The following is a 26,932-nucleotide window of genomic DNA, read 5'->3' as shown; positions in this document are numbered from 1 at the left end:
GAAACCTTAATTTTATGTGGTTTGCAGTATTTTTTTGTCTTTTCAGAATAGACAAAATGCCGGAAATGCCTGAAAACAGGCACTTTCGGCATTTCGTACAGATAAATGACAGCCGCGTCATAACAGGTGAAGTTTCCTCCCGGACCTGCCGGACGGATGGCCCTGTTAATTTCCCAGGAGCCCTTTCACAATCAGAAACAGTATTAATACAGGCAGGATAAAGGTCAGATAAGGACGGATCCATGCAGGCAGCTTCATGCCGTTGCCTGTATTGGCCTCCGCTCTGTAATTTTCAAAGCCCCAGCCGAACCGTGCCACACAGAACAGAAGGTAGCAGAGAGAACCGATGGGCAGTATCAGGTTGCTTACCAGAAAGTCCTCCAGATCCAGAACGGTACTGCCTTCTCCAAGAGGCTGCAAAGCAGACCACAGGTTATAGCCGAATACACAGGGCAGAGATAAAAGGATAATAGCCCCAAGGTTGATCAGACAGGACTTTTTTCTGCTCCAGTGAAACAGATCCATACCACAGGAAATGATATTTTCAAACACGGCCAGTATGGTGGAGAAAGCAGCAAAGGTCATGAAGACGAAAAACAGCGTGCCCCAGACACGTCCGCCGGCCATTCCGTTAAATACATTGGGCAGGGTGACAAAAATCAGTTTTGGTCCCATATCCGGACTGATACCGAAAGCAAAACAGGCGGGAAAAATAATCAGGCCGGAAACAAGAGCCACGAAAGTGTCCAGGATGGCAATATTGACAGATTCGCTCAGGAGCCGGTGGCTTTTGTCAATATAGCTGCCGAAAATTCCCATGGCGCCGATTCCAAGGCTAAGGGTGAAAAATGCCTGATTCATGGCTGCGGTAATGGTTTCCCATACGCCCACTTCCCTCATTCGCTGTAAATCCGGCAGCAGATAGAATTTCAGCCCTTCCAGACTGTTTTCCAGTGTACAGCTATGTACTGCCAGAAGAATGATAATGGCAAGCAGCATACTCATCATAACTTTGGTGATTTTCTCCACACCTTTCTGCAAACCTCTGGAACAGATGAAAATGCCGGCGGCCACAATGATAATCATGGCAGATGCCAGAATCCGGGGACTGGAGAGCATATCCTGAAACATCTGTTCCACCTGTCCGGCATCCTTACCATGAAATTTACCGGTGAGCATCTGATAGAAGTAATAAAGCATCCATCCTGTTACCGTGGTGTAAAACATCATCAGAAGATAGTTGCCGGCCATGCCAAGATAACCGTTCAGATGCCATTTGTGCCCTGGTTTTTCCAGTTCCTGAAAACTTCTGACAATGCTTTTCCTGCTGGCCCGGCCTACGGCAAATTCCATGGTCATAACCGGAACGCCCATGACAATCAGGAAAAACAGATAGAAAAGGACGAAGATACCTCCTCCGTACATGCCGGCCACATAAGGAAACCTCCATACGTTGCCGATTCCGATTGCACATCCTGCGGACAGTAAAATAAATCCAAGACGGGAACCTAATTTTTCTCTTTCCATTATTCTGTATCGACTGCAGAAACAGTGTCTGCAGCCATTTTCTCCTTCCATAATATTTTCAGAAAAATTCAGGTTTCAAAAAGGTACGCGGTACAAAAGCTGTTACGTCGCCTGAATTTCACTTATAATCATCCTGCATATTGTCTGCAGGAATGAAACAATAATGTTACCTATTATAGCATAAATGAATAAAAATGGAAATAAATTTTTGCTCTCTCCGTTAAAATTGCAGACATTTCCGGGAAGCACGTTGACTTTTTTATGAAAATGTATTAAAACAATAATAAAACGGCATAGATAGAATTTGCCAAAAACACTGCATAATGAGGAAATAAAATGGCGAGTATCAGAGAAGTAGCACAGGAAGCAGGAGTAGGAGTGGGAACCGTATCCCGTGCCCTGAACGGTTCCGGTTATGTTTCATCCGAGACAAGGAAAAAAATTGAAAAAGCAGCCAGAAAGCTGAATTATACACCAAATGAACTGGCAAGAAATCTTTACCATAACAAAACGGGAATTGTAGGAGTGATTGTACCGGATCTGAATCACCCTTTTTTTGCTTCCCTGGTGAAATATATTGAAATGGAATTATATGAGCAGGGCTACAAAACCATGATCTGCAATACAGTAGGAATCAGCAGACGGGAACAGGAATACCTGGATATGTTAGGGCGGAACATCGTGGACGGGATTATCACAGCCTCCCATGGACTGGAAGTGGAAGAGTACCGCAAACAGGTTAAACCCATTGTTTCCATTGACCGGGATCTGGGCCCCCGGATTCCCCTCATAGGCTGCGATCATGCAAAGGGCGGAAAACTGGCGGCGGAACTGATGCTTAAGGCGGGCAGGAAGAAAATATACCTGGTTTCCGGAGTTTCCCCTAACGTTATGGCAAATGACAGGTACCTTGCTTTTATCCAGAGGATGGAGGGAACGGGAGTCACTGTTCTCAGGGAAGTCATGGAATGGAATATATTTCACTGGGATGCACACTATAAAATGGCGGAGGAAATATTCCATAATTATCCGGATATTGACGGAATATTCGGAGGGGATCTGGCTGCCATCGCCTGCCTGAACATGGCGCAGAAAAGAGGCCTGCGGATACCCCAGGATATTTCCATAATCGGTTTTGACGCCACTGAGCCTTCTAATATGGTATATCCACGGCTGACTGCAATTCGGCAAAACGTAGAATTATTGGCAGAGGTTTCCGTAAATACCCTGCTGGATATCGTGGAACAGCGAAAAAATGTGCCCCATCGGCTGATTCTGGACGTGGAAATTCAGTCCGGAGGAACGACATAATGGGAATTTTTTAGTGAAATTGTGAAAAAATCAAAAACAAAATTTAGTGAAAATAGATAAGAAAGAAGATTTTGTACAAAGTGCACAATACAAAATCTTCTTTTTTTGTTGCCAGAGGAAAAAAGGCTGAAAGATAATTGACAAATGTTTCGTTGTATACTACAATCTATACATGGAACGGGTTCCATAAATAAATGAAATAGTTTCATATAAATAAAAATATATTATTGATATATAAGAAATATATTATATGGAACCGGTTTTACACAGTGAAAAATTTGACAGCAAATGTATGGAGCATTTGCTGAGAGAAAGGAGGAAACAGATGAATACGGGAGCTTATACAATGCTGGAGATATTCGCAAAGGCATTGCAGACGGGCGGAAAGGTTCAGGTGATTTCCAAAGGAAGCAGGCAGCAGGAGACTTCCGCCGCAGACGAGAATCTGCTGACGTCAAAACAGGGTTCGGGAAACTGTCAGGAGATACCGGTAGAGCCTGGGTATTACAGATGGCTCAGGGTACCTGTGGAGAAAGATACGGAATATGAAATCCTTTGTGAAGCATGCAGGATTTCCCTCTGTTATCTCAGCGGATGTGAGAATATTCTGGAAACCGGGGTCTGTTATCTGGAACAGGAAAAGGAAAGCGGCAGATTTGTAAAAGGCAGACAGAAGGAACAGTACGATTCCCCTGTTCGGGAAGCATATCATTTTTCACCCTGGAAAAACTGGCTCAATGACCCCAACGGGCTGTGCTGGTTTCAGGGATATTACCATTTGTTTTATCAGTGCAATCCCCACAGCCAGCAGTGGTCCCAGATGTACTGGGGGCATGCGGCAAGTAAAGACCTGATTCACTGGGTTCATCTTCCGGTTGTACTGGAACCGCAGGAAGAGATTTTAAAAAACCCGGAAAAATTAAAGGGAGGAGCCTTTTCCGGCTCTGCAGTGGTGCAGGGAGACGAGGCGGTATTTTTTCTGACCCGAAGTATCGGCCCTCACATTGACAGCCAGGAGACACTGCAGCAGCAGTGGATGACAAAGAGCGGCGATATGCTGGAGTTTGCAGAAGAAAAACTGGTGATTGACCGGCCGCCTCAGGGGGCGTCCTTTGATTTCAGGGATCCCAAAGTAGTAAAAGCAGAAGGAAAATGGTATATGGTTCTGGGAAGTGCTCTGGAAGGAAAAGCGGCTGTTTTACTGTATGAATCAGAGGATCTGGAACACTGGAACTATACCGGGCCGCTGCTTGTGGAACAGGAAGATGGTATTCGCTGTATAGAATGTCCTGATTTTATGGAACTGGACGGGAAAGCTCTGGTGATTGGAGCGCTGATGCACCATCATGATTTCCAGGGCAGATATCAGATGTGCAGATATTATACAGGAGAATTTCAAAACGGCGTATTTACAGAAGAGAACAGAGGATGGTTTGATTTCGGCAGCAATTGTTATGCAATGCAAAGTTTTGAGCACCAGGGCCGCAGAATCAGTATTGGATGGATTTCTGATTTTTATGAGGAACATCTGGAACTGGAACAGGGAGCCTGCGGAAGTATGACAATTCCCAGAGAAATGCATATTCAAGGCAACCGGCTGTATCTGACGCCGATAAAGGAAACAGAATCTCTGAAAGCAGAGGGTCTGTATAAAGGGCATGGAGAAAATGTCTGCCTGAAGGAAATTCATCCGAATGCGTACAAAGCGGAACTGGAATTTGAGGATAATGTTCCGTTTTCTCTCCAGCTGGGAGGAGATGCGAAGCGAAAGATTTTGCTTATTCATGATGAACTGGGGCTGCGCCTGCAAACGAAAGGGGTAAAAAGCGAACCTGTTTTATTTCCGGCAGAGGTTGATAAAGTGGAAAAGCTGGAGATTTTCACAGACCGCAGGACGGTGGAGGTTTATGTAAATGACGGCGAAGCAGTGGGGACGAAATTATTTTATGATATTAAGGACAGCGGGTGTTTTATATTGCATGCAGAGACGCCGGCATGTGTTAAAAATGTGGAAATATTCCGTATGAAATCCATATGGGAGTAACAGGAGCGAGGTATCCGTCCTGAAATTCAGATGGGCGGGACGGAATTTTTCGTATGGAATCCATCTGTAAGGGAACAGGAAAGGAGCGGAAAAATGCGAAAAAGAGTAATTGCAGCATTACTTGCGGCTGCTGTGGGATCGGGGATGTTCACCGCTGCCGGCTGCGGCAGAACACAGGAGCGGGTGAACGAAGACGGGGAATCGGTCATTACCGTATGGAGCCCCAGTGACGAACCGGCCATTGAAGAATGGTGGGTGGAGAAAATTGAGGAATTCAATCAGGCCCATGAGGGGGAAATTGAACTGCGCAGAGAAGCCATTGTGCGTGCGGATTCTTACGCATATGAAGATAAGGTCAATGCGGCCATTACCTCCAATGACCTGCCGGATATCCTGTATGTAGATGGGCCGAATGTATCTATTTATGCGGCAAATGAAGTAATTCTGCCGGTGGATGACTTCTTTTCCCAGGAGGAATGGAGTGACTTTCTTGATTCCTCCAGGCAGCAGAATACATACGATGGAAATATTTATGCGGTAAGTGCAACGGAAAGTTCCGTGGCGTTGTATTACAATAAGGATATGCTGGAGGCGGCGGGGATTTCCGTGCCGGAGCGCATGGAAGAGGCGTGGACCTGGAGTGAATATTATGATGCAGCGAAAAAACTTACAAAAGACGGAGTGGTGGGAACAAATATTATCATGGATAAGGGAGAGGGGCTTTCCTATGTGCTGGAACAGTTCTGGATTTCCAATGGAACGGATTTTGTCAACGAGGACGGAAGCTCGGCCGAAGGCTGTCTGAACAGTCCGGAAGGTGTGGAAGCAGCAGAATTTTTAAACAGTCTGATTCAGGAAGGGTATGCCAATATTGACCCTATTCAGAAAGAATTCCATAACGGGAAAGCGGCAACCATGCTGGGCGGTTCCTGGGAAGTGGCGACACTGGAAAAGGATTATCCGGATCTGAACTGGGGTGTTACCTGGTTTCCGGTGGCTGACGAAGACGGGGTGCCGACTTCTCCAACCGGCGACTGGGCAGCGGCCGTTACAACGAATGTTCAGGACATGGATGCAGTCAGGGAGGTTATGGGCTTTCTTTTTTCAAAAGAAAATGTGACTTCCTATGCACAGGCAATTTCAAAGCCTCCCACCAGAAATTCCAGTTATGACGTACTGCCGGAATACAACGAATATCCTCGTTCTGTTTTCAGGGAACAGCTGATGGAAACCGGACATCCGAGACCCAGAACGCCTTCTTACAGTGTACTGACGGCAGAATTTGCAGAAGCAATGCTGAATATTTTTACCGGCGCAGATCCGCAGGAGGCTCTGGATGCAGCGGCAGCGGCCATGAATAAAGATTATGAAAAATATTATGCACAGGATTAACAGAGAAGGGGGAATGGCTATGAAGAAATCAGTCAATAAAGCAAGTGAAAGAAAGGCGGCTTATTTTTTTGTGATTCCGGCAGTTGCTCTGCTGGCAGCATTTTTAATCTATCCGTCTCTGCAGACCGTTCGATATGCTTTTACCGACTATAATATTATGCGTCCGGACCGGATTGTGTTCTGCGGTTTTAACAACTTTGCAGAGCTGTTTCAGGATGAAGATTTTTGGATTGCAGTAAAAAATACCATATATTTTACAGTGCTGGTGGTGCCCTTTCAGACAGTTCTGGCATTGTCTCTGGCTCTTTTGATCTCTTCCAGAAGAAGAGGCGTGTCTGTTTTTCGGGCAGCATATTTCAGCCCTCAGGTAACCTCCATGGTAGTTGTGGCAATCCTCTGGACCGTAATGTACAATACCAGCCCGGACAGCGGCCTGTTAAATGCTCTGCTGGTGAAACTGGGACTGGAGCCCTGTGGATTTCTGAACGATCCGAAGACAGCGATGAATTCCATTATTTTCATGTCTGCATGGCAGGGAGCGGGATACCAGATGATGATTTTTCTGGCCGGCCTGCAGGGAATTTCCAGAGAGCAGTATGAGGCGGCTTCCATTGACGGAGCAGGGAAGATACAGAGCTTTTTTTATGTAACGCTTCCGGGCCTGAAAAGTGTTATCCAGTATGTGGTGATGATTACTGTAATTCAGGCAATGAAACTGTTTACCCAACCTTATGTTATGACAAAAGGCGGTCCCCGGAATTCCACCCGTACGCTGGTATATTATATTTATGAACAGGGCTTCCAGAAGAGAAACTTTGGATATGCCTGTGCTGTGGCGGCTGTTTTCTTTGTGATTGTTATCAGCCTTTCACTGGGGATGAAGAAAATTATCAAAGCGGAATAGAGCTGAAAGGAGGATTCTTATGACGAAGAGAAAAACATTTGAAAATATTGCGTTTTATCTTGGCAATACACTGGTTGCACTGATTTTTGTATCACCGCTGATCTGGATGATTTCGTCTTCCCTGAAGCCGGAATCGGGGATTTTCAAGGGGCTGAATTCACTGTCCACTTTTTTTCCAAAAGGGGCTTCCTTTAACAACTATATCGAAGTGTTCCAGAGAATTAATATGTGGAAATTTATTGGAAACAGCCTGTTTTATGTGCTGATTATTATTGTGCTGGATCTTCTGGTGAATTCCATTTGCGGGTATGCACTGGCAAAATTTGAATTCCGGGGAAAAAATCTCCTGCTGACCCTTGTAATCAGCCTGATGGTATTTCCGGCAGAGGCAATTATGCTTCCCATGTACCGGGAAATGGCAGATCTGGGCTGGATTAATTCATGGGCTTCTCTGATTTTTCCTTTTGTGGCAAAATGTTTCAGCATTTATATGTTCCGTCAGTTTTTTCTGGGCGTACCCAATGAATTGCTGGAGGCTGCATCCATTGACGGGTGCGGGCCTGTGCGGACATTTTTCAGGGTGGTTATGCCCATATCCGGAACCGTGTATGCCACTGTTTTTATTCTGGACTTTGTAGCTCACTGGAATGACTTTATGTGGCCTCTGCTGGTGGTGACAGGAGAAGATAAACGTACTATTCAGCTGGCAATCCAGACTTTTTTCGGCTCCAAACCCATCAATTACGGGCCGATTATGGCGTCCCTTACCATTTCTGCCATTCCGATGCTGATTATGTTTATTTTTCTGCAGAAATATTATGTGGAAGGCATTGCGTCTACCGGAATTAAGGGATAAAAAAATCCTGCTTTGACTCCTGAATCTGCAGGGTTTTCAAATTGCAACAGAAGAAATAATGAAAGGAGCGTTTAAGTTGGAGGGCAGGGGATTTCAGATTTTGGAAAAGGCAGTTGCACTGATAAAACTGAATTTTTTGTGGGTGGTATGTTCACTTCCTCTGATAACGGGAGGAGCTGCTCTCTGCGCTCTGCACGTTATGGCTGTAAAGATTCTGAAAGAGGAGGAAGGCTATGTGGTTCGTGGGTTTTGGGAGGTATATCGGAAAAAGATGAAATTGTCCATGAAGTTGTGGATACCATTTTTTACCGGCGGAATAATCCTGTGTCTGGATTATCTGTTCTGGAGGAATACAGAAGGGGATTTTGCCGGAGCTATGAGAGGATTTGTCTGTGTTTTGTCCGGTCTGTGGCTTGTGCTGGCAATGTATATGTTTCCCCTTGCTGCAAGAATGGACACAAAGGCAGGAGTGGCCTGGCGCAATGGAATCCTTCTGATGTTCAAATATCTCCCCCAGTCTCTGTATCTTCTGTTTTTTACCGTCCTGTTTCTTACGGCCGGACTTTTATGGACGCCTGTGTTTTATGTGGTTTTGCTGGCCGGCGGTTCACTGCTGGCTGTGGTCCATGGGAAGATGCTGCTGTGGATCTTTGAGAAAGAGCGGATTTTGTGAAAATTATATTGGTGTATGGAAATATGGAACACAGAGAACTAAGGCCCAGCCATAAACTGTAACTGGAACATGCAGCAGTTCCTTCCGAATCTTTGCAAAAAAACTGGAAATAACCGTTAATTTCTCTTGCAATTCATTCCGTGAAGTGCTATCATAAATACGATAACATGATAAACTCAGACTTGAGAGTGGGCTTTTGTCCACTCTCAATTTTATGTGCAGGGGACCGCAGGATATCATCTGAACATGTGTGTCCGGAAGCTGAGTGGAAAGAAGGTGTGAAAATGTCAAGAAGAGAGATTTATGAGCAGCGTACCGAGGAACTGCTGCTTCCGATTATAGAAGAGTATCAGTTTGAACTGGTGGATGTGGAGTATGTAAAAGAAGGCGGGAACTGGTATCTGAGAGCCTACATTGATAAAGAAGGCGGAATTACCGTAGATGACTGTGAGGTTGTCAGCAGAAGGATGAGCGCTCTGCTGGATGAACAGGATTTTATCGAAGAATCCTATATTTTTGAGGTGAGTTCTCCCGGACTGGGAAGACCGCTGAAGAAAGAGAAGGATTTTAAGAGAAGTCTGGGAAAGGAAGTGGAGATCAGGACTTATCGGGCCATAGATAAAGAAAAAGAATTTTACGGTGTCTTAAAATCATATGATGAAACTACGGTAACCATAGAGGTGGAGAATCAGGAAGAGAAGGTATTTGCAAAGACAGACATTGCATTAATCCGTCTGGCTTTCGATTTTTAATACAAACGTTTCAGGAGGGTAAAGAAATGAACAATGAATTATTGGAAGCGTTGAATATACTGGAAAAGGAAAAAGATATCAGTAAAGATACTTTGTTGGAAGCAATAGAAAATTCGCTGATTACCGCATGTAAAAATCATTTTGGCAAATCAGACAATATCAGGGTCAACATCAATCCGGAAACCTGTGAATTCCATGTGTATGCGGAAAAGACAGTGGTGGAGGAAGTGGAAGACAGTGTGCTGGAAATCAGCGTGGCCAATGCCAAAATGATCAATTCCAGATATGATGTGGGAGATATCGTCAATATTGAGGTGAAATCCAGGGAATTCGGACGTATCGCCACCCAGAATGCCAAGAATGTGATTCTTCAGAAAATCCGGGAGGAAGAGCGGAAAGTGCTCTTTGATCAATATTACGGAAAAGAAAAAGATGTGGTGACCGGGATTGTGCAGCGGTATGTGGGAAAAAACATCAGTATCAATCTGGGTAAAGTAGACGCCATTTTAAGTGAAAATGAACAGGTGAAAGGCGAGGTATTCCAGCCCACGGAACGGATTAAGCTCTATATTCTGGAAGTGAAATCCACCTCAAAGGGTCCGAAAATTCTGGTTTCCAGAACCCATCCGGAACTGGTGAAGCGTCTGTTTGAGTCAGAAGTGACAGAGGTAAAAGAAGGAATAGTGGAAATCAAAAGCATTTCCAGAGAGGCCGGAAGCAGAACCAAAATCGCAGTCTGGAGCAATGACCCGGATGTGGATCCGGTGGGAGCCTGCGTGGGACTGAACGGAGCCAGGGTGAATGCCATTGTCAGCGAGCTGCGGGGAGAAAAAATAGATATTATCAACTGGAGCGATAATGCGGCAATGCTGATTGAAAATGCTTTAAGTCCTGCAAAGGTTATTTCTGTTATTGCAGACGCGGAAGAAAAGACGGCCAGAGTGGTGGTGCCGGATTACCAGCTGTCACTGGCAATCGGAAAAGAAGGACAGAATGCAAGACTTGCCGCAAGGCTGACCGGGTTTAAGATTGACATTAAAAGTGAGACTCAGGCAAGAGAAGCCGGTGACTTCATGGATTATGAAAATGAATATGAGGAATACGAGGAAGAGGAGTATTACGAGGAAGAACCGGAGTATGAGGGAGAGCCGGAAGAATCAGAGTATGAAGGAGAACCGGAGTATGAGGGAGAGCCGGAAGAATCAGAGTATGAGGAAGAGCCGGAATACGAAGAGGAAGCCGGATACAGAGATGATTCGGAATATGAAGAAGAGGGGAATGGAAATGACTAAAAAGATTCCCATGCGCCAGTGTGTGGGCTGTGGTGAAATGAGAAGTAAAAAAGAACTTCTGCGTGTCATCCGGACCGGGGAAGATGAAATTCTTCTGGATGCAACCGGAAAGAAAAACGGGAGAGGCGCCTATCTGTGTCCCAACGGAGAATGTCTGGGAAAGGCTCTGAAGGGAAGAGGGCTGGAACGTTCTCTGAAAATATCCATACCAAAGGAAATAATTGAAAATCTGACAAAGGAGATGGAAGCCATTGCAGCAAGATAGAATTTTATCCATGCTTGGGCTGGCGGCGAAAGCGGGGAAAATAGCAAGCGGGGAGTTTTCCACGGAAAAGGCAGTGAAATCCCATCAGGCATTTCTTGTGATCGTTTCCGCAGAAGCGTCGGAAAATACGAAAAAAATGTTTCGAAATATGTGTTCTTTTTATCATGTTCCAATGTATCTCTATGCTCCGAAAGAGACATTGGGCCATGCCATCGGCAAAGAGTACCGTGCCAGCCTTGCAGTATTGGATGAAGGATTTGCCGCAAACCTGATAGAAAAGTTGAAAATAGCAGATGAAACGGAATAACGGAGGTAGCAACATATGGCAAAAGTCAGAATATATGAAATTGCAAATGAATTGAAAATACAATCCAAAGATGTAATTGAGTTTCTGAAAGAGAAAAATATTATAAAAAAGACAGCAAGCAGCGCCATAGAAGATGACGTAATTGATATGGTGAAAAAGAGATTTAACGGAGGAAAGACAGACAGTTCGAACCCGGTAGCGGGAAAGAAAAAAGAGGAATCACCTGAAAATGTTCCACCGAAGGGCGAAATATCTGAAAATGAAACGGTAAAAGGAGATGCAGTCAAAGCAGTGAAAACAGAAACCGAAAAAACGGAAGCAGGAAAAGAGGAAGCGGAACGTCCCAGAAAAAAATCCAGCATTACAGCTGTATTTAATCCTCAGAACAGTAAGACAGCGCCCAGACGTCCGGCCAGACCTCAGGGAGAGAGAGGAGCAAGGCCCCAGGGGGAAAGACCGGCCAGACCCCAGGGGGAGAGGGGAGCAAGGCCCCAGGGAGAAAGACCGGCCAGACCTCAGGGAGAGAGAGGAGCAAGGCCCCAGGGGGAAAGACCGGCCAGACCTCAGGGAGAGAGAGGAGCAAGGCCTCAGGGAGACCGGAACAACCGACCCCAGAACGGAGAAAAAAATATCCGGGCTCAGGAAGAACGGGGAACCAGACCTCAGGGAGACCGGAACAACCGACCTCAGGGAGACCGCGGAAACCGTTCTCAGGGAGACCGGAACAACCGACCTCAGGGAGACCGGAATAACCGACCTCAGGGAGACCGGAACAACCGACCTCAGGGAGAAAGAGGAGCGAGACCTCAGGGAGATCGTAACAACCGTCCCCAGGGAGACCGGAATAACCGACCTCAGGGAGACCGGAATAACCGCTCCTTCCAGAATGGGCGCCCTGGTCAGAAGAATCGTTTTGAACAGGAAATTCATAAGATGAATCAGAACGCACCGTCATCCTCCATGGAAGAAACCAGAGGAAAAGAAAGCCGGGAGCGTGAGAACCGCAAAGGAGGCAATCAGCGTCATGAAAAAGAGCTGATGGGAAGAAAAAAAGAACGTTTTGACAATCTGGAGAAGAAAACAAGAGGCAAAAAACCTCAGCAGCCTCAACAGTCTCCGAAAAAAGAAGAAGAAACCATTAAGACCATTACCATTCCGGAAAAGCTGACGATTCGTGAACTGGCTGACCGCATGAAAATTCAGCCTTCCGTTATTATCAAAAAGCTGTTTTTACAGGGAAATATTGTAATGGTCAACAGTGAAATTGATTTTGCAGCGGCAGAGGAAATTGCGCTGGAATTCAACTGTATCTGTGAGCAGGAAGAAAAAATAGATGTGATAGCAGAACTGCTGAAAGAAGAGGAAGAAGATGTGGCCGTTCAGGAAAAACGTCCTCCGGTTGTGTGTGTAATGGGACATGTGGATCATGGAAAAACTTCTCTGCTGGATGCGATCCGGGATACTCATGTCATCGACCGGGAAGCAGGAGGCATCACTCAGCACATCGGCGCTTATATGGTAGAGTGTAACGGAGAAAAGATTACATTTCTGGATACACCGGGCCATGAAGCATTTACTGCAATGCGTATGCGCGGAGCCAATGCAACGGATATTGCCATTCTCGTGGTGGCTGCAGACGACGGTGTTATGCCTCAGACCGTGGAGGCTATCAGCCATGCAAAAGCGGCAGGAGTGGAAATTATCGTGGCAATTAATAAGATTGATAAGCCCAGCGCCAATGTGGAACGGGTGAAACAGGAACTGGCGGAATATGAGCTGATTCCCGAAGACTGGGGTGGAAGCACTATTTTTGTGCCGGTATCCGCACATTCCCACGAGGGAATTGACACATTGCTGGAAATGATTCTGCTGACAGCGGAAATCTGTGAATTAAAGGCAAATCCCGGACGGAATGCAAGAGGTCTTGTGATTGAGGCACAGCTTGACAAAGGACGGGGTTCCGTAGCCACCATTCTGGTACAGAAAGGTACGCTGAAGGTAGGACAGCCGGTGGCCTGCGGAAGCTGTTACGGAAAAGTAAGAGCCATGATTGACGACAAAGGCAGAAGAGTAAAGGAAGCAGGACCTTCCACACCGGTGGAAATATTAGGATTGAATAATGTGCCCAATGCCGGGGAAATCTTTGTATGTACAGATTCTGAAAAAGAAGCCAAGAGTTTTGCGGACACCTTTATTTCCGAAGGACGTGAGAAAATGCTGGAAGAGACCAAATCCAGAATGTCTCTGGATGATCTGTTCTCCCAGATTCAGTCCGGAAATATCAAGGAGCTTCCCATTATTGTGAAAGCGGACGTACAGGGCTCCGTGGAAGCTGTAAAGCAGAGTCTTGTAAAACTTTCCAACGAAGAAGTTGTGGTAAAAGTCATCCATGGAGGCGTTGGTGCCATCAACGAATCCGATGTAAGCCTTGCTTCCGCTTCCAACGCTATTATCATTGGCTTCAACGTACGTCCTGACGCCACTGCAAAAGCAACTGCAGAGCGGGAAGGCGTGGATATGCGTCTGTATAAAGTAATTTACAATGCCATTGAGGACGTACAGGCAGCAATGAAAGGTATGCTGGATCCTGTATTTGAGGAGAAGGTACTGGGCCATGCAGAAGTGCGTCAGATTTTCAAAGCATCCGGTGTTGGAAATATTGCAGGCTCCTATGTGCTGGACGGTGTGTTCCAGAGAGGGTGCAAGATACGCATTTCCAGAGGGGAAGAACAGATTTTCGAAGGAAATCTGGCGTCCCTGAAGCGGTTTAAAGATGACGTGAAGGAAGTAAAAGCGGGCTATGAATGCGGCCTGGTATTTGAAGGCTTCAATGATATTCAGGAACTGGATGTGGTAGAGGCGTATACCATGGTGGAAGTGCCCCGTTAGAAAGGCAGAATATGAGAAAGAACAGCATTAAAAATACAAGAGTCAATGAGGAGGTCCTGCGAGAACTGAGCAATATTATCCGGGGAGAAATCAAGGATCCCAGAATCAATCCCATGACCTCCGTGGTGGCAGTGGAAGTGGCACCGGATCTGAAAAGCTGCAAAGCGTATATCAGCGTACTGGGAGACCAGGATTCACAGGACAGTACGCTGGCCGGCTTAAAAAGTGCGGAAGGTTATATCCGCAGCAGACTGGCCCGGAATATCAATCTGCGCAATACGCCGGAAATCCGGTTTGTACTGGACCAGTCCATTGAATACGGTGTCAATATGTCAAAACTCATTGACGATGTAAACAGTCAGCAGGAACCGTAGAAGCAGAAACAGACAGGAAGGATCAGCTTTGGGCTGACAGGGAGAAAACAGCATGAAGGATTTAGCGTCAGAACTGGCCCAGGTAAAAACAGTTGCCATTGCCGGGCATATAAGACCGGACGGGGACTGTGTCGGCTCCTGCCTGGCAACCTACAATTATATTACTGCCTGGTTTCCCCAGACAGAAGCAGACGTGTATCTGGAGCCTATACCCAATATTTTTAAATTTCTGAGCCATGCGGACCGGATACATCACACCTGCGAAAGTGACAGAACCTATGACCTCTGCATTGTGCAGGACTGCGGAGATGCCGCCCGTCTGGGAGCAGCAGTGAAATATTTCAATACAGCAAAAAAGACCATCTGCATCGACCACCATGTGAGCAATGACAGCTTTGCAGATGAAAATTATGTTTTTCCTGAAAAAAGTTCCACTTCGGAACTGATTTTTGAGCTGATAGAAGAAGAGAAGATTACAAAGGAAATTGCAGAATGCATCTATGTGGGCATCGTGCATGACACCGGAGTATTCCAGTATTCCAGCACCTCTGCCAGAACCATGAATATTGCCGGGATTCTGATGGAGAAGGGAATCAGTTATACGAAAATCATAGACGAAACCTTCTATACCAAAACCTTTGAGCAGAATAAGATTCTGGGACAGGCCCTTTTAAACAGCAGGCGTTATCTGGAAAATCAGGTGATTGCCGCAGCAGTTACAAAGGAGGAAATGGAGCGTTATCAGGTGCTTCCGAAACATCTGGACGGGATTGTCAGCCAGCTTCGGGTGACAAAAGGCGTGGAAGCAGCCATATTTCTCTATGAAAATGAAGACGGTTCCTGGAAAATCAGCATGCGCTCCAATGAAAAAGTGGATGTGGCCCGGATTGCTGTGAAATATCAGGGCGGCGGACATGTCCGGGCGGCCGGAGCCACCATGGAAGGCAGCAGCCAGGAGGTAATCGGAACACTCTGTGAAGAAATAGAAAAGCAGCTTCAAAGAGAGGAGCCGGCAGGAAAAGAATTGTGTCAGAAGGACTCTGATACACAGGAAGAATCATGGCAGGGAGCAGGGGAAGCATGATAAACGGAATCATCAATGTATACAAGGAAAAAGGATATACGTCCCATGATGTGGTGGCAAAACTCCGGGGAATTCTGAAACAGAAAAGGATTGGCCACACAGGAACCCTTGACCCGGAGGCAGAGGGAGTTCTTCCGGTCTGCCTTGGCAGAGCCACCAGGGTCTGCGATATGCTGACAGAAAAAGACAAAGTGTATGAGGCCGTGCTGCTGCTGGGAAAGACAACGGATACCCAGGATATGACAGGAACAGTTCTGGAAGAAAAGCAGGTAACCTGTTCTTCCGGAGAGGTGCTGGAAGCAATCGCAGGATTTACCGGTACGCAGGAACAGATTCCGCCCATGTATTCCGCCCTGAAAGTAAATGGAAAAAAACTCTGTGATCTGGCCAGGGCCGGAATCGAAGTGGAGCGAAAGCCCAGAGAAATTACGGTATTTTCCATCCGGGTTCTGAAAGAAGAACTTCCCGAAGTACAGATGCAGGTGCACTGTTCCAAAGGAACTTATATTCGTACTCTCTGCCATGACATAGGGCAGAAACTGGGCTGCGGCGGCTGCATGAAATCACTGCTGCGCACCAGAGTGGCAGAATTTGAATTAAAAGATGCAGTCAGGCTGGCGGAAATAGAAGCCCAGGTACAGGCGGTCAGAGGTCGGGAGTCTCAGAAAGAGCTGACCGGAGCGGATCTGCCGGGACTGGTAAAAAATACGGACTGTGTTTTTCTTCAGTATCCCTGTTCAGCAGTGAAAGGAGAATTTTCCAGACTGTTATACAATGGAAATGCACTGAAACCGGAGTGGCTGACAGAATGGCACAAAGAATATCAGCAGACGATTCTGCGCCTTTATGATGAAAATCAGTTGTTTGCAGGAATTTACCGCTGGGATGAAAAAAGAAAGGAACTGAAGCCGGTTCGGATTTTCATGGACCTGTCCTGAGGAGGAAACGCACATGGAATACATAAAGCAAAGCATCACGTTTGAAATCAAAGAGCCTTCGGTGCTGTCTCTGGGAAAGTTTGACGGACTTCATCGGGGTCATGAACTGCTGATGAACTATATGGCGGAAAAAAAGAGAGAGAATCAGGAATTAAAGGCAGTGATTTTTACCTTTGACATACCGCCCAGGGAGCAGCTTCAAAATGCGCCGGCTCAGGTATTGACCACCAATCAGGAGAAAGTAAAACTTTTTGAGAGTATCGGTATTGATTATCTGATTGAATGCCCTTTTACAAGAGAAATCATGTGCATGGAGCCGGAGGAATTTATTGACCGGACGGTAACCGGACTTCATGTGAAATATATGGTGGTGGGGACAGATTTCCGGTTCGGACATAAACGCCGGGGAGATTACCGGATGCTGGAAGCATACGCTTCCAGGTATGGATATGAACTGAAAGTGGTGGACAAGATACAGGAGGAAGGCAGAGATATCAGCAGTACATTTGTGCGAGAAGAAATTTCCGCAGGAAATATGGAGAAAGCAAACCGGCTGCTGGGATATGAGTTTTTTGTGGAAGGAACGATTTTACACGGGCGAAAGCTGGGCAAACCGGTTCTGGGCATTCCAACCATCAACCTGCAGCCTCCGTCAGACAAACTGCTGCCGCCTTTTGGAGTGTATCTTACAGTGACGGAATATCAGGGACTGGAATATCCGGGCATTACCAACGTGGGGTGTAAGCCCACTATCCAGGGAGAGAATCCGGTGGGAGTAGAAACCCATCTGTTTGATGTGTCAGAGGATATGTACGGGGCTCAGGTAAAGGTGAAGTTTTTAAGCCGGGTACGGAAAGAACACAGGTTCGATAGCCTGGATGCGCTGAAACTTCAGATGGAACAGGATATTTTATACGGAAGGAAATATTTTGATACACATCGTATCATCCGCAGGGATTAACCGGGTGATACCGGAGAAACCAGAGACTTGGCAGCAGGATTTGATTTGCCGGCTGCGGGAATGAAAAAGGGAGAATACCATGGAATTAATAGTAACATTGCTTGGAGGTCTTGGACTGTTTTTATTTGGTATGAGCTTTATGAGCCAGGGCCTGCAGAAAGCAGCGGGAGCAAGGCTCAGGACCATATTGGAGGCAATGACAAAAAATAAAATCATTGCGGTGCTGTTCGGGGCCCTGTTTACAGCGATTATTCAGTCCTCAGGCGCTACTACCGTTATGGTGGTCAGCTTTGTAAATACCGGAATTATGACGCTGGCTCAGTCAGTGGGGATTATCTTTGGAGCCAATATCGGTACCACGATTACTTCTCAGCTTGTGGCTTTTAACCTGACCGGAGTTGCTCCGGTGATTCTTTTTGTGGGTGCGGTTTTTATGATGTTCGGAAAGCGGCCCATGGTGAAAAAAGTCGGAGAAGTTATTCTGGGGTTCGGCGCACTGTTTCTGGGAATCAGTATGATGAAGGATGCCATGTCGGGGCTGCGGGAGTATCAGAATGTGCTGAATATTCTGGCCAGTCTGGACAACCCGATTCTCGGAATTCTGCTGGGAACGGTGATTACGGTCATAGTTCAGAGTTCCTCGGTAACGGTCAGCATTCTGCTTCTGATGGCGAGCCAGGGGCTGGTGTCCCTTCCGGTCTGCTTTTATGTGGTTCTGGGATGTAACATCGGTTCCTGTACCCCGGCGGTGCTGGCCAGCCTGGATGCCAAGAAGGACGCCAGGCGGGCTGCCCTGATTCATGTGATGTTTAATGTATTCGGTATGGTAATTATCGGCATTCTGATGGCATTTGGAATGAAACAGTTTGAATCCTTTATTTTACATATTTCAGGGGCAGATGTAGGACGATGCGTGGCTAATGCGGACACTCTGTTTAAAATTTTCCAGACCATTGTATTTCTGCCTTTTTCTTCCCAGTTTGTGGCGCTGACCAGGCGGCTGATACCGGGGGAGGATGTGGAAAACAAAGAATACCAGCTTCTCTATATCGGGAAACAGAATATTTTCTCGCCTTCCACTGCAGTGGTGGAAACTACGCAGGAAATTGAACGGATGGGAACCATGGCCCGGCAGAATCTGGATCTTGCGGTAGAAGCCTTTTTTGAAGGAAATGAAGAAAAAATCGCCAGGGTTTACGAGACGGAAAAACAGATTGATTTCCTGAGCCATGAACTGACAGATTATCTGGTAAAAATCAACCAGCTTCAGCTCCCCGTTGTGGATGCGAAGCGAATCGGCGGTCTGTTTCATGTGGTCAGCGATATCGAGCGAATCGGGGACCATGCGGAAAACATTGCGGATTTCGCCGTGAAGTGTCTGGAGGAACATCTGGATTTTACCAGAAAAGGGGTCAGGGAAATCCAGGAAATGCATCGGAAAACCATGGTCATTCTGGAAAAAGCCATGGAAATGTTTGTTACGCTGGATGAAAAGAACCTGCCGGATATTCTGGAACTGGAAGACGACATCGACCATATGGAGCGCGAGCTGCAGCAAAATCATGTGAAGCGGATGGCAAAAGGAAAGTGCTCCCCCATGTCCGGTATTATTTTTACGGATCTGGTTACGGGACTGGAGCGTGTGGCAGACCACGCTACCAATATTGCTTTTTCCATTCTGGATAAAGACCCGGAGGAAAAAAGAGGGTAAAATATTACAGAACTTTTCCAGATTTCAGAGGGGAAAGTATTGCAGAATTTTGCCGGATTTCAGAAAAAGGTATCACAGAGGGCTGTTGTAAAATAGCCGCTATATACAGGATATGGCATTCGAATCCCAGGGATTTCAACCATATATTGTATATGAGCTGCATTTTGCAACAGCTCTGTTTTTGTGGATAACTGACACTGTGATAAGATGTAATGTGGATAATGACTGTGATTTTCTACAAATATTACATAAATATTACGACAATCTTGACAATGCAATTTTCAGTTGATATAATTGCAGATGTAAAGAAGAGGACAGGCAGCCGGGGAGATGTATCAGGCAGCGGCCAGTTCGTGATAACAGGAAAATAAGCAGGTAACTGAAGATAGAAAATTGTCCGGGAGGTCAGAAATGAAGAACAGATTCAGAAGAGTAATCGCAGCGTGTATGTCAGGAGCAATGGTTTTTGGGATGGTTCAGATGCCGGTGGAAGCAGCCAGTGTGGACGCGGGAATTACCGCCATGCTCAGTGAAAGCCTTACTACAGGACTGGACGCAGGCCTGGTGGAAGAACCGCAGGTTCCGGCAACGGTATGCGGCTATACCAATCTCGGAATTGCACAGGTGGAGAATCATCTGAATATCCGGGAGGGCGCCGGAGAAGAGTATGATCTTGTAGGAAAATTACCGGTGGATGCCGGATGCGAGATATTATCCCAGGAGGGAGAATGGTTTCAGATCCGGTCCGGAAAAGTAACCGGATATGTAAAAGGTGAGTTTCTGCTGACCGGTCAGGAGGCCGCAGACAGAGCAGATGAGGTGAAGTCGATTGTTGCAACTTCCGTAACCCAGACATTGAATGCGAGAGTGGAGCCCAATACGGACTGTTCTATCTGGACCATGATTGCAGAGGGAGAAGAACTGCAGATGGTGGAAGACCAGGGCGAGTGGCTGAAAGTGGATGTGGATGGTGACGAGTGTTATGTGGCCAGAGAATTTGTGGAACTGTCAGAGCAGCTTCCCAAAGCAATGACCATGACAGAGATTCGCTATGGAGAAGGAATATCCGACGTGCGTGTGGATATGGTTCAGTATGCATGTCAGTTTGTGGGAAACCGTTATGTGTGGGGCGGGACAAGCCTGACCAACGGTGTGGACTGTTCCGGATTTACCATGCGTATTTATGAGAAATACGGTATCTATCTGCCTCATTCCTCCAGCGCTCAGTCAGGATACGGCACAAGAATTGATTCTTCTGAGGCAAAACCGGGAGACCTGTTCTTCTATGGAAATGGCGGCGGCATCAACCATGTTGCAATGTATATCGGAAACGGACAGGTAGTACATGCAAGTTCTGCCAGAACAGGAATCAAGATTTCCAATGCATTCTACCGTACCCCGGTCTGTGTTACAAGACTGATCAGTGATTAAGAATAAAAAGTATATACGTTACAGTAAAAGAATCCTGCTTTGCGGGATTCTTTTTTCTCTTATAGGAAATTCCGTTGGATTTCCTATAAGAGAAAATAATTATCGCTCTGCGGCGGAAAAGAAATATGTCGCTAAAGCGACCCGCCGCAGGCGGAGAATGCGCATGACGCATTCTTTTTTATTCTGCAGATTCACTATTGATAATCATTATCATTTAGAGTATAATAGCTGTGAGTAAAGAGGATATCTGGAAGAGAAAGAATTGAGGAACAGTATATGACAATTGTAGACGGAATGATAGACGGCACTTATATTGTAACAGACATTTCCATGGAGGGCCCCATTATGAGGCGGCTGGAATCACTGGGTATCAACAGCGGGACCAAACTGCGGCTGATGAACCGGAAGCGGAACGGAACCGTGATTATCAAGGTGCGGGGTACCCGCTGGGCAATCGGAAAAGATATTGCAGGGGGGATTCTGGTAAATCCCGCAGAAGGGGAGGATGCAAATGGAAGTAATTAGAGTTGGATTTGTGGGAAATCCCAACTGCGGGAAAACCACGCTGTTTAATGCATATACCGGAGCAAACCTGAAAGTGGCCAACTGGCCCGGTGTGACGGTGGAAAAGGTGGAAGGAGAAACCATATACGGAGATCAGAAACTGAAACTGATTGATTTACCAGGAATTTACAGCCTTACTTCTTACTCCATTGAAGAAAAGGTTTCCAGGCGGTGCATTATGGAACATGAGGTAGATGTAATTATCAATGTTGCAGATGCTTCGGCACTGGAGCGGAATCTCTATCTGACCATGCAGCTTCTGGAACTGGGCAAACCGGTGATTCTGGCGCTGAATATGATGGATATTGTAGAAGAACGGGGGATGGAAATTGATTTGCACCGCCTGCCGGAAATGCTGGGCGGCATTCCTGTAGTACCTGTTTCGGCCAGAAAAAGAACCGGGCTGGATGTGCTGCTCCATGCGGTGGTACACCATTATGAGGAAATGCACCGGCCGGAGATTGTTACTTACCGGGAGGACATAGAAACAAAAATCTGTTTGCTGGAGCAGGTGCTGAAAGAAACCTATCAGATTCCGGAGAATATCCGCTGGTACGCCATCAAGCTGCTGGAGCAGGATGAAGAAATCACGTCTCTTTATCCGGTGGTACTGCCGGAGGTGCTGGACAGAAGCTATGAGAAAGATATTATCAATCAGAAGTACGATTACATAGAAGAAGTCATGGAGGACACGTTATTCTATAAATCTGAAAAAGCGGCTTTTACCGATAAGGTGGATGAAATACTGACCCACCCCATATGGGGGATGCCCATTTTCTTTGGTGTGATGGCAGTGGTATTTTTCCTGACTTTTTTTGTGGGAGATACCCTGAAAGGAGGGTTTGAGGTATTACTGGAATCCGGTTCTGACGGAATGCTGCACCTCCTGGAAAAGATGGGCGTGGCCCCTTGGATGATTTCTCTGGTGGTGGAGGGAATCATTGCGGGCGTCGGAGGGATTCTGACATTTCTTCCCAACATTTTTATTTTGTTTCTGGCCCTTGCTTTCCTGGAGGACAGCGGATATATGGCAAGAGTTGCTTATGTAATGGATGGGCTGATGGGTTCGCTTGGCCTTTCCGGAAAAGCATTTCTGCCCATGGTGCTGGGATTTGGATGTACCGTTCCTGCCATTATGGCTACCAGAGCGCTGGAAAAAGAATCGGACCGGAGACGGACCATATTGATTACACCTTTTATGTCCTGTTCTGCAAGACTTCCTGTTTATGTATTGTTTGCCGGAATGTTTTTTGGCAAATATGCGGTTTTTGCAGCAATATCCATGTATTTTCTGGGCATGGTGATTGCAGTTGTGACTGCTCTTGTGATTCACCGGATAGAAACCCACACCGAACACCACACACTTTTGATTGAGCTGCCGGAGTACAAAACTCCCAATGCCAGAACCATTGCAGTTTATGTGTGGGAGAAAGTCAAAGACTATCTGACGAAAGCGGGAACCACAATTTTTATTGCGTCAATTATTATCTGGTTTTTGCTGAATTTCGGGGTTCACGGTATGGCAGATGAAGTTTCAGAGAGTTTTGGAGCGGTGCTGGGACGCTGGATGGAACCTGTGCTTGCCCCGGCGGGGTTGGGTATGTGGCAGATTGGAGTGGCGCTGATTTCCGGAATTTCTGCAAAAGAAGTGGTGGTAAGCAGTTTCTGTGTGTTGTTTGGAATTGGAAATGTAAATTCGGCGGCAGGTATGGCTTCCCTTACCGAACAGCTGGCAGAAGCAGGATTCGGTCCCCTGAATGCGTACTGTATGATGATCTTCTGTCTGCTCTATGTGCCGTGTGCGGCTACCATCGGAACAGTCAGAAAAGAAACCGGTTCTCTGAAATTTACATTAAAAATGCTTTTGTTTCAGCTTGCGGTTGCCTGGCTTGTGGCGGTTCTTGTATATCAGGTGGGTTCTTTTTTGTGAAAAATGGAGAAATATCGTATTTTCTGAAATATGAAGGAAAATCCTCTTGCAGGGAAGAACCATACAGTGTTAAAATATTGACAAACAAAAAAAGAGAGAGGTAAATAGGATGTTCGCTGATGAAAATGTAATTCGAATCAAACATGATGTGCTCTATGAAGTTGCAAAACTGGCATTTGCCGGAGAACTGGATACAAAAAGAGATCACATTGCACTGGAACTGATACCGGGGCCCACGCCAAAGTTCCGCTGCTGTATCTACAAGGAGAGAGAAATCATCCGGCAGAGAGTCCGCCTGGCAGAAGGGAAGGCGCCAGGAGTTGCGGATGACGGAAATGTAATTCAGGTTATCAGCTCTGCCTGTGAGGACTGTCCCATTTCCAGTTATACCGTTACGGAAAACTGCCAGAACTGTATTGGAAAGGCATGTATCAATGCCTGCAAATTCGGTGCCATTGAAATGGGCAGAGAACGCTCCCATATTGATGCATCCAAATGTAAAGAATGCGGAAAATGTGCACAGGCCTGTCCTTACAATGCCATTGCCCACCTGAAGCGTCCCTGTAAATACAGCTGTCCTGTGGATGCCATTACATATGATGAGCATGGAATTTCCATTATCGACAAAGAAAAATGTATTCGCTGCGGAAAATGCATTCACAGCTGTCCCTTTGGTGCCATCGGCTCCAAGACCTTTATTGTGGATGTGGTGGAAGCACTGAAGTCCGGCAAAAAAGTCTATGCCATGGCAGCTCCTGCCACAGAAGGCCAGTTCGGCGCGGATATCACCACAGCAAGCTGGAAGAAAGCCATGAAGGAACTGGGATTTGAAGATTTCTATGATGTGGGTCTTGGCGGAGACATGACAGCCGCTTATGAGGCAGAAGAATGGGCGGAAGCATATCAGGAGGGCAAAAAGAAAGTGACTTCCTGCTGTCCGGCTTTTGTAAATATGGTACGCCTTCATTATCCGCAGCTGGCAGACTGTGTATCCACCACAGTTTCCCCCATGTGTGCAGTTTCCCGTCTGATTAAGGCAAAAGAACCGGATGCAGTAACCGTGTTTATCGGGCCCTGCCTTGCGAAAAAATCAGAGGTTGTGGATCAGAAGATACCTGGAAATGCAGACTATGTACTGACCTACAGTGAAATTCGTGCCATTATGAAAGCAAAAGACATAAAACTGGAGCCCTGTGAAAATGACGACCAGATTTCTTCTGTTTACGGCAAACGGTTTGCAAACTCCGGAGGAGTTACCGGAGCAGTGCTTCAGAGCCTGAAGGAATCCGGCCATGAAATTGATGCGAAAGTGTGCAAAGCCAACGGAGCGGCAGAATGTAAAAAAGCGCTGCTTCTCTTAAGAGCAGCAAAACTGCCGGAAGATTTTGTGGAAGGCATGATCTGCGACGGTGGATGCGTGGGAGGCCCGAGTGCATTCAACGACCAGATATCATCCAGAAAGAATCGTGATACACTGATTTCTCAGGCCGACAGCCGGGGAATTCATGAGAATCTGGGAAATTACGATATGGACAGTTTCTCCATGCATCGGGAATAAAAGAATCTGAAAACGGAACCGGAAGGTACCCTGCCTGTGGAATGAGCCACAGACAGGGTACCTTTTTTCTTCTATAGGAAATTCCTCTGGATTTCCTATAGAATACAAAATAATATGCACAACTCACCCGGAGAGAGAATCCTGCAGAAAAAGATTCTTTTATTCACAGATATATTGCCGAAATCAGAAAAAATCCTGAGAAAAATCAGGAAAAATCTTCCATTTTGAAAAAAAAGATGTATAATTAGGACTATAATAGGAAAGAAGTCCTGATTATTGTGAGGGAAGGAGGGGAGATATTTATCAGACACATAAATTTTGTGTTGTTTTGAGGTAAGTAATTATTATTAAGGAGGTATGGGAAATGAAAAAGTCAGGAAGAAAATTACTGGGAGTCTTGCTGGCGGCATCCATGACTGTGGCAGCGGTATTTCCGATACAGAGCGTCATGGCAGCGGAAACTGGCAGAGAAGCTGAACGTGTGGAAAAAAAGGAATCATCAGAGGAAAAATGGATGGAGGAAACTCCGGAGAAGGTACAGCAGCCTGCAAAACAGCAGGAAGAGGCAGGAAGCGGAGTTTCCGAAGAAATTCAGATGGAAGAGACAGAGTCTGTTGTGCCTCTGTCTATGGAAGAGACAGAGCCTGTCATGCCTCTGTCTGACGGATACGATATTAACCAGCCGGTAATCGAAAGGTTTGAGCTGGAAGAAAACGGCCGGACACTGACAGAAAAGGATACCCTTCATTTTAAGCTGTGGGCTTACGACGCAGACAGTGATATCAGTTCTGTATATGTTGAAGCAGGTGGCCACAGAATAGATTTACAGAAAAGTGAGGAAGAAAAACTGTATACTGCAGAGTGTCCCTGCAGTTCTTTCAAAAATGGAACAGTTAGTATCACTGAAATCCGGGTGGAAGACAGGGCGAAAAATTATACAGAGGCAGATGTGCATGACGATAATTACAATTGTCTTTACTATGTTATAGTACAGAATACAAAACCTGCAGAAAAAGTTTCTGTCACTGATTTTCAGATTCAGACCAGTGCTTCCGGTGAAGACGGGGCATTAGTGCCAGGCGATACAGTAACCTGTTCTGCCCGCGTGACCTGTGAAAACGGAAAGGTGAGAGATGGACGAATGAAAATTGGTACCATTGGGGCCAAAGTTTACCATACAGAAGAAATGAGCATGACTTACAACGAAGAAAGTCAGACTGTGACAGGTATATATACTATAAAAGATACCACGTATCCTTCCGAATGGAGCTGGGAATATATCACGGTTACCACGCAGTCCGGGAAAGGCAGTAAAGTTCGTCCGGATAAAAGTTTGAAGTTTACAGTAGTTCAGGAGAACTTTGATACGGAAGACCCGGTGATTGAGAGTATCACCCTTGACAAAAACGGAGAGATGGTAACAGTCGGGGATAAAGTTACCGTTACCGTAAAAGTAAAAGAAGAAAACCCGCGGAGTTTGGGGCGTGTGTATTATACATCAGCAGATGATTACAGAAAGAAAGGCTATACCAGTCTGTACTGGAAAGAAGAACTGGGAGCCTATCAGGGGATAATTCCTATTACAAAGGAAACCTACCCGGGCAGATGGAATATCACAAATCTGGAAGTCAGGGATATACATGGACATACAACTCGTCTGAAAGATTTTCAGGAAGATTTTGAGACAGTATATCCCTGGTATTATACCGTAGACCCGGATGGGTATTATGAGGATAATAAGGCGCCGGTGATTAAAAGCATCACCCTTGATAAGAATAACCAGTGGGTTCAGCCGGGAGATACCCTGACTCTGACCGTGAAAGTGGAGGAAGAACATCCTTCCAGGAATGGATATGCATATTTCTATCCTCAGGTATCGAATGTTTCAGGATATCAATATGTGGATTTGCAGTTTCATCCCGACACCATGGAATATACAGGGACGATTCCCATTACAGAAGATACCTATCCCTGTGAATGGATGATGACGGATCTGCGTATAGAGGACCAGAACGGATACAAAACCAATGTATCACAGTACATAGAGGACTGGTATGCAACGTATCCATTTTACTACCGGGTGAAAACCAGAGATACCTACCGGGAAGATTACCGGGATGTAACATTTACGTTTTATGGTCTGGCGCTTCAGGAAGACGGCAGTTATCA

The 26,932-nt window shown here is 46.1% G+C and carries 22 protein-coding genes; 21 read left to right on the top strand and 1 reads right to left on the bottom strand.

Annotation, left to right across the window (positions count from 1 at the left end; translation table 11 throughout):
- Positions 1 to 165: 165 nt before the first annotated feature.
- Entirely contained in the window at positions 166 to 1,527 is a 1,362-nt protein-coding gene (locus C805_RS16815) for a sodium-dependent transporter (RefSeq protein ID WP_196811072.1), read from the bottom strand.
- A 336-nt stretch (positions 1,528 to 1,863) separates the two neighbouring features.
- Here C805_RS16815 and C805_RS16810 point away from each other — a divergent pair, with 336 nt between their 5' ends.
- The 21 genes from C805_RS16810 to C805_RS26760 form a co-directional block, all read left to right on the top strand.
- Complete coding sequence (locus C805_RS16810) at positions 1,864 to 2,838, top strand: LacI family DNA-binding transcriptional regulator (RefSeq protein WP_016215120.1); 975 nt, start codon at positions 1,864 to 1,866, stop codon at positions 2,836 to 2,838.
- Between the two features lie 250 nt (positions 2,839 to 3,088).
- Positions 3,089 to 4,882: a glycoside hydrolase family 32 protein gene (locus tag C805_RS16805; RefSeq protein WP_022751201.1), complete on the top strand. Its 1,794-nt coding sequence runs from the start codon at positions 3,089 to 3,091 to the stop codon at positions 4,880 to 4,882.
- Between the two features lie 93 nt (positions 4,883 to 4,975).
- On the top strand, positions 4,976 to 6,274 hold the full coding sequence (locus C805_RS16800) for an ABC transporter substrate-binding protein (RefSeq protein ID WP_016215118.1): 1,299 nt from the start codon (positions 4,976 to 4,978) through the stop codon (positions 6,272 to 6,274).
- A 19-nt stretch (positions 6,275 to 6,293) separates the two neighbouring features.
- Positions 6,294 to 7,178 carry a carbohydrate ABC transporter permease gene (locus C805_RS16795; protein ID WP_016215117.1) on the top strand — a complete coding sequence of 295 codons (885 nt, stop codon included), beginning with the start codon at positions 6,294 to 6,296 and terminating at the stop codon, positions 7,176 to 7,178.
- Positions 7,179 to 7,197: 19 nt separating this feature from the next.
- Positions 7,198 to 8,034, top strand: a complete 837-nt coding sequence (locus tag C805_RS16790) for a carbohydrate ABC transporter permease (protein WP_016215116.1) — start codon at positions 7,198 to 7,200, stop codon at positions 8,032 to 8,034.
- 58 nt (positions 8,035 to 8,092) lie between these two features.
- Positions 8,093 to 8,707, top strand: a complete 615-nt coding sequence (locus C805_RS16785; RefSeq protein ID WP_031201181.1) for a YesL family protein — start codon at positions 8,093 to 8,095, stop codon at positions 8,705 to 8,707.
- Between the two features lie 284 nt (positions 8,708 to 8,991).
- On the top strand, positions 8,992 to 9,459 hold the full coding sequence (gene rimP, locus C805_RS16780) for a ribosome maturation factor RimP (RefSeq protein ID WP_016215114.1): 468 nt from the start codon (positions 8,992 to 8,994) through the stop codon (positions 9,457 to 9,459).
- A 26-nt stretch (positions 9,460 to 9,485) separates the two neighbouring features.
- On the top strand, positions 9,486 to 10,751 hold the full coding sequence (gene nusA, locus C805_RS16775; RefSeq protein ID WP_016215113.1) for a transcription termination factor NusA: 1,266 nt from the start codon (positions 9,486 to 9,488) through the stop codon (positions 10,749 to 10,751).
- Entirely contained in the window at positions 10,744 to 11,016 is a 273-nt protein-coding gene (gene rnpM / locus C805_RS16770) for an RNase P modulator RnpM (protein ID WP_016215112.1), read from the top strand. The genes nusA and rnpM overlap by 8 nt, the downstream gene beginning before the upstream one ends.
- On the top strand, positions 11,003 to 11,323 hold the full coding sequence (locus C805_RS16765; RefSeq protein ID WP_016215111.1) for a L7Ae/L30e/S12e/Gadd45 family ribosomal protein: 321 nt from the start codon (positions 11,003 to 11,005) through the stop codon (positions 11,321 to 11,323). The genes rnpM and C805_RS16765 overlap by 14 nt, the downstream gene beginning before the upstream one ends.
- Before the next feature lie 15 nt (positions 11,324 to 11,338).
- Positions 11,339 to 14,212: a translation initiation factor IF-2 gene (gene infB, locus C805_RS16760; protein WP_016215110.1), complete on the top strand. Its 2,874-nt coding sequence runs from the start codon at positions 11,339 to 11,341 to the stop codon at positions 14,210 to 14,212.
- An 11-nt stretch (positions 14,213 to 14,223) separates the two neighbouring features.
- A complete protein-coding gene (rbfA, locus tag C805_RS16755; RefSeq protein WP_016215109.1) occupies positions 14,224 to 14,586 on the top strand; it encodes a 30S ribosome-binding factor RbfA in 363 nt (120 codons plus the stop codon).
- 52 nt (positions 14,587 to 14,638) lie between these two features.
- On the top strand, positions 14,639 to 15,670 hold the full coding sequence (locus C805_RS16750) for a DHH family phosphoesterase (protein WP_016215108.1): 1,032 nt from the start codon (positions 14,639 to 14,641) through the stop codon (positions 15,668 to 15,670).
- Entirely contained in the window at positions 15,646 to 16,608 is a 963-nt protein-coding gene (gene truB, locus C805_RS16745; RefSeq protein WP_371197637.1) for a tRNA pseudouridine(55) synthase TruB, read from the top strand. Before C805_RS16750 ends, truB begins: the two co-directional genes overlap by 25 nt.
- A 13-nt stretch (positions 16,609 to 16,621) precedes the next feature.
- Positions 16,622 to 17,569 carry a bifunctional riboflavin kinase/FAD synthetase gene (locus C805_RS16740; RefSeq protein WP_016215106.1) on the top strand — a complete coding sequence of 316 codons (948 nt, stop codon included), beginning with the start codon at positions 16,622 to 16,624 and terminating at the stop codon, positions 17,567 to 17,569.
- A 79-nt stretch (positions 17,570 to 17,648) separates the two neighbouring features.
- On the top strand, positions 17,649 to 19,280 hold the full coding sequence (locus C805_RS16735; RefSeq protein ID WP_016215105.1) for a Na/Pi cotransporter family protein: 1,632 nt from the start codon (positions 17,649 to 17,651) through the stop codon (positions 19,278 to 19,280).
- A 411-nt stretch (positions 19,281 to 19,691) separates the two neighbouring features.
- Entirely contained in the window at positions 19,692 to 20,711 is a 1,020-nt protein-coding gene (locus C805_RS16730) for a C40 family peptidase (protein WP_016215104.1), read from the top strand.
- A 276-nt stretch (positions 20,712 to 20,987) separates the two neighbouring features.
- On the top strand, positions 20,988 to 21,236 hold the full coding sequence (locus tag C805_RS16725) for a FeoA family protein (RefSeq protein WP_016215103.1): 249 nt from the start codon (positions 20,988 to 20,990) through the stop codon (positions 21,234 to 21,236).
- Positions 21,217 to 23,205 (top strand): ferrous iron transport protein B, encoded by a 1,989-nt coding sequence (feoB, locus tag C805_RS16720; protein WP_031201170.1) that lies wholly within the window; start codon positions 21,217 to 21,219, stop codon positions 23,203 to 23,205. The genes C805_RS16725 and feoB overlap by 20 nt, the downstream gene beginning before the upstream one ends.
- A 109-nt stretch (positions 23,206 to 23,314) precedes the next feature.
- Complete coding sequence (locus C805_RS16715; RefSeq protein WP_016215101.1) at positions 23,315 to 24,763, top strand: 4Fe-4S dicluster domain-containing protein; 1,449 nt, start codon at positions 23,315 to 23,317, stop codon at positions 24,761 to 24,763.
- Positions 24,764 to 25,127: 364 nt separating this feature from the next.
- The coding region (locus C805_RS26760) for a hypothetical protein (RefSeq protein ID WP_016215100.1) at positions 25,128 to 26,932 on the top strand (1,805 nt) is incomplete at its 3' end.

The organism is Eubacterium sp. 14-2 (assembly GCF_000403845.2).
Taxonomy (GTDB): domain Bacteria; phylum Bacillota; class Clostridia; order Lachnospirales; family Lachnospiraceae; genus Petralouisia.
Note: the sequence above shows the minus strand (reverse complement) of the source record. Positions and strands in the feature narration are given on the sequence as shown.

What these genes read in the sequence shown, in the direction of transcription:
- C805_RS16815 (WP_196811072.1), bottom strand. Translation starts at nt 1,527, where the DNA reads ATGGAAAGAGAAAAATTAGGTTCCCGTCTTGGATTTATTTTACTGTCC.
- C805_RS16810 (WP_016215120.1), top strand. Translation starts at nt 1,864, where the DNA reads ATGGCGAGTATCAGAGAAGTAGCACAGGAAGCAGGAGTAGGAGTGGGA.
- C805_RS16805 (WP_022751201.1), top strand. Translation starts at nt 3,089, where the DNA reads ATGGAACCGGTTTTACACAGTGAAAAATTTGACAGCAAATGTATGGAG.
- C805_RS16800 (WP_016215118.1), top strand. Translation starts at nt 4,976, where the DNA reads ATGCGAAAAAGAGTAATTGCAGCATTACTTGCGGCTGCTGTGGGATCG.
- C805_RS16795 (WP_016215117.1), top strand. Translation starts at nt 6,294, where the DNA reads ATGAAGAAATCAGTCAATAAAGCAAGTGAAAGAAAGGCGGCTTATTTT.
- C805_RS16790 (WP_016215116.1), top strand. Translation starts at nt 7,198, where the DNA reads ATGACGAAGAGAAAAACATTTGAAAATATTGCGTTTTATCTTGGCAAT.
- C805_RS16785 (WP_031201181.1), top strand. Translation starts at nt 8,093, where the DNA reads ATGAAAGGAGCGTTTAAGTTGGAGGGCAGGGGATTTCAGATTTTGGAA.
- rimP (WP_016215114.1), top strand. Translation starts at nt 8,992, where the DNA reads ATGTCAAGAAGAGAGATTTATGAGCAGCGTACCGAGGAACTGCTGCTT.
- nusA (WP_016215113.1), top strand. Translation starts at nt 9,486, where the DNA reads ATGAACAATGAATTATTGGAAGCGTTGAATATACTGGAAAAGGAAAAA.
- rnpM (WP_016215112.1), top strand. Translation starts at nt 10,744, where the DNA reads ATGACTAAAAAGATTCCCATGCGCCAGTGTGTGGGCTGTGGTGAAATG.
- infB (WP_016215110.1), top strand. Translation starts at nt 11,339, where the DNA reads ATGGCAAAAGTCAGAATATATGAAATTGCAAATGAATTGAAAATACAA.
- rbfA (WP_016215109.1), top strand. Translation starts at nt 14,224, where the DNA reads ATGAGAAAGAACAGCATTAAAAATACAAGAGTCAATGAGGAGGTCCTG.
- C805_RS16750 (WP_016215108.1), top strand. Translation starts at nt 14,639, where the DNA reads ATGAAGGATTTAGCGTCAGAACTGGCCCAGGTAAAAACAGTTGCCATT.
- truB (WP_371197637.1), top strand. Translation starts at nt 15,646, where the DNA reads ATGGCAGGGAGCAGGGGAAGCATGATAAACGGAATCATCAATGTATAC.
- C805_RS16740 (WP_016215106.1), top strand. Translation starts at nt 16,622, where the DNA reads ATGGAATACATAAAGCAAAGCATCACGTTTGAAATCAAAGAGCCTTCG.
- C805_RS16735 (WP_016215105.1), top strand. Translation starts at nt 17,649, where the DNA reads ATGGAATTAATAGTAACATTGCTTGGAGGTCTTGGACTGTTTTTATTT.
- C805_RS16730 (WP_016215104.1), top strand. Translation starts at nt 19,692, where the DNA reads ATGAAGAACAGATTCAGAAGAGTAATCGCAGCGTGTATGTCAGGAGCA.
- C805_RS16725 (WP_016215103.1), top strand. Translation starts at nt 20,988, where the DNA reads ATGACAATTGTAGACGGAATGATAGACGGCACTTATATTGTAACAGAC.
- feoB (WP_031201170.1), top strand. Translation starts at nt 21,217, where the DNA reads ATGCAAATGGAAGTAATTAGAGTTGGATTTGTGGGAAATCCCAACTGC.
- C805_RS16715 (WP_016215101.1), top strand. Translation starts at nt 23,315, where the DNA reads ATGTTCGCTGATGAAAATGTAATTCGAATCAAACATGATGTGCTCTAT.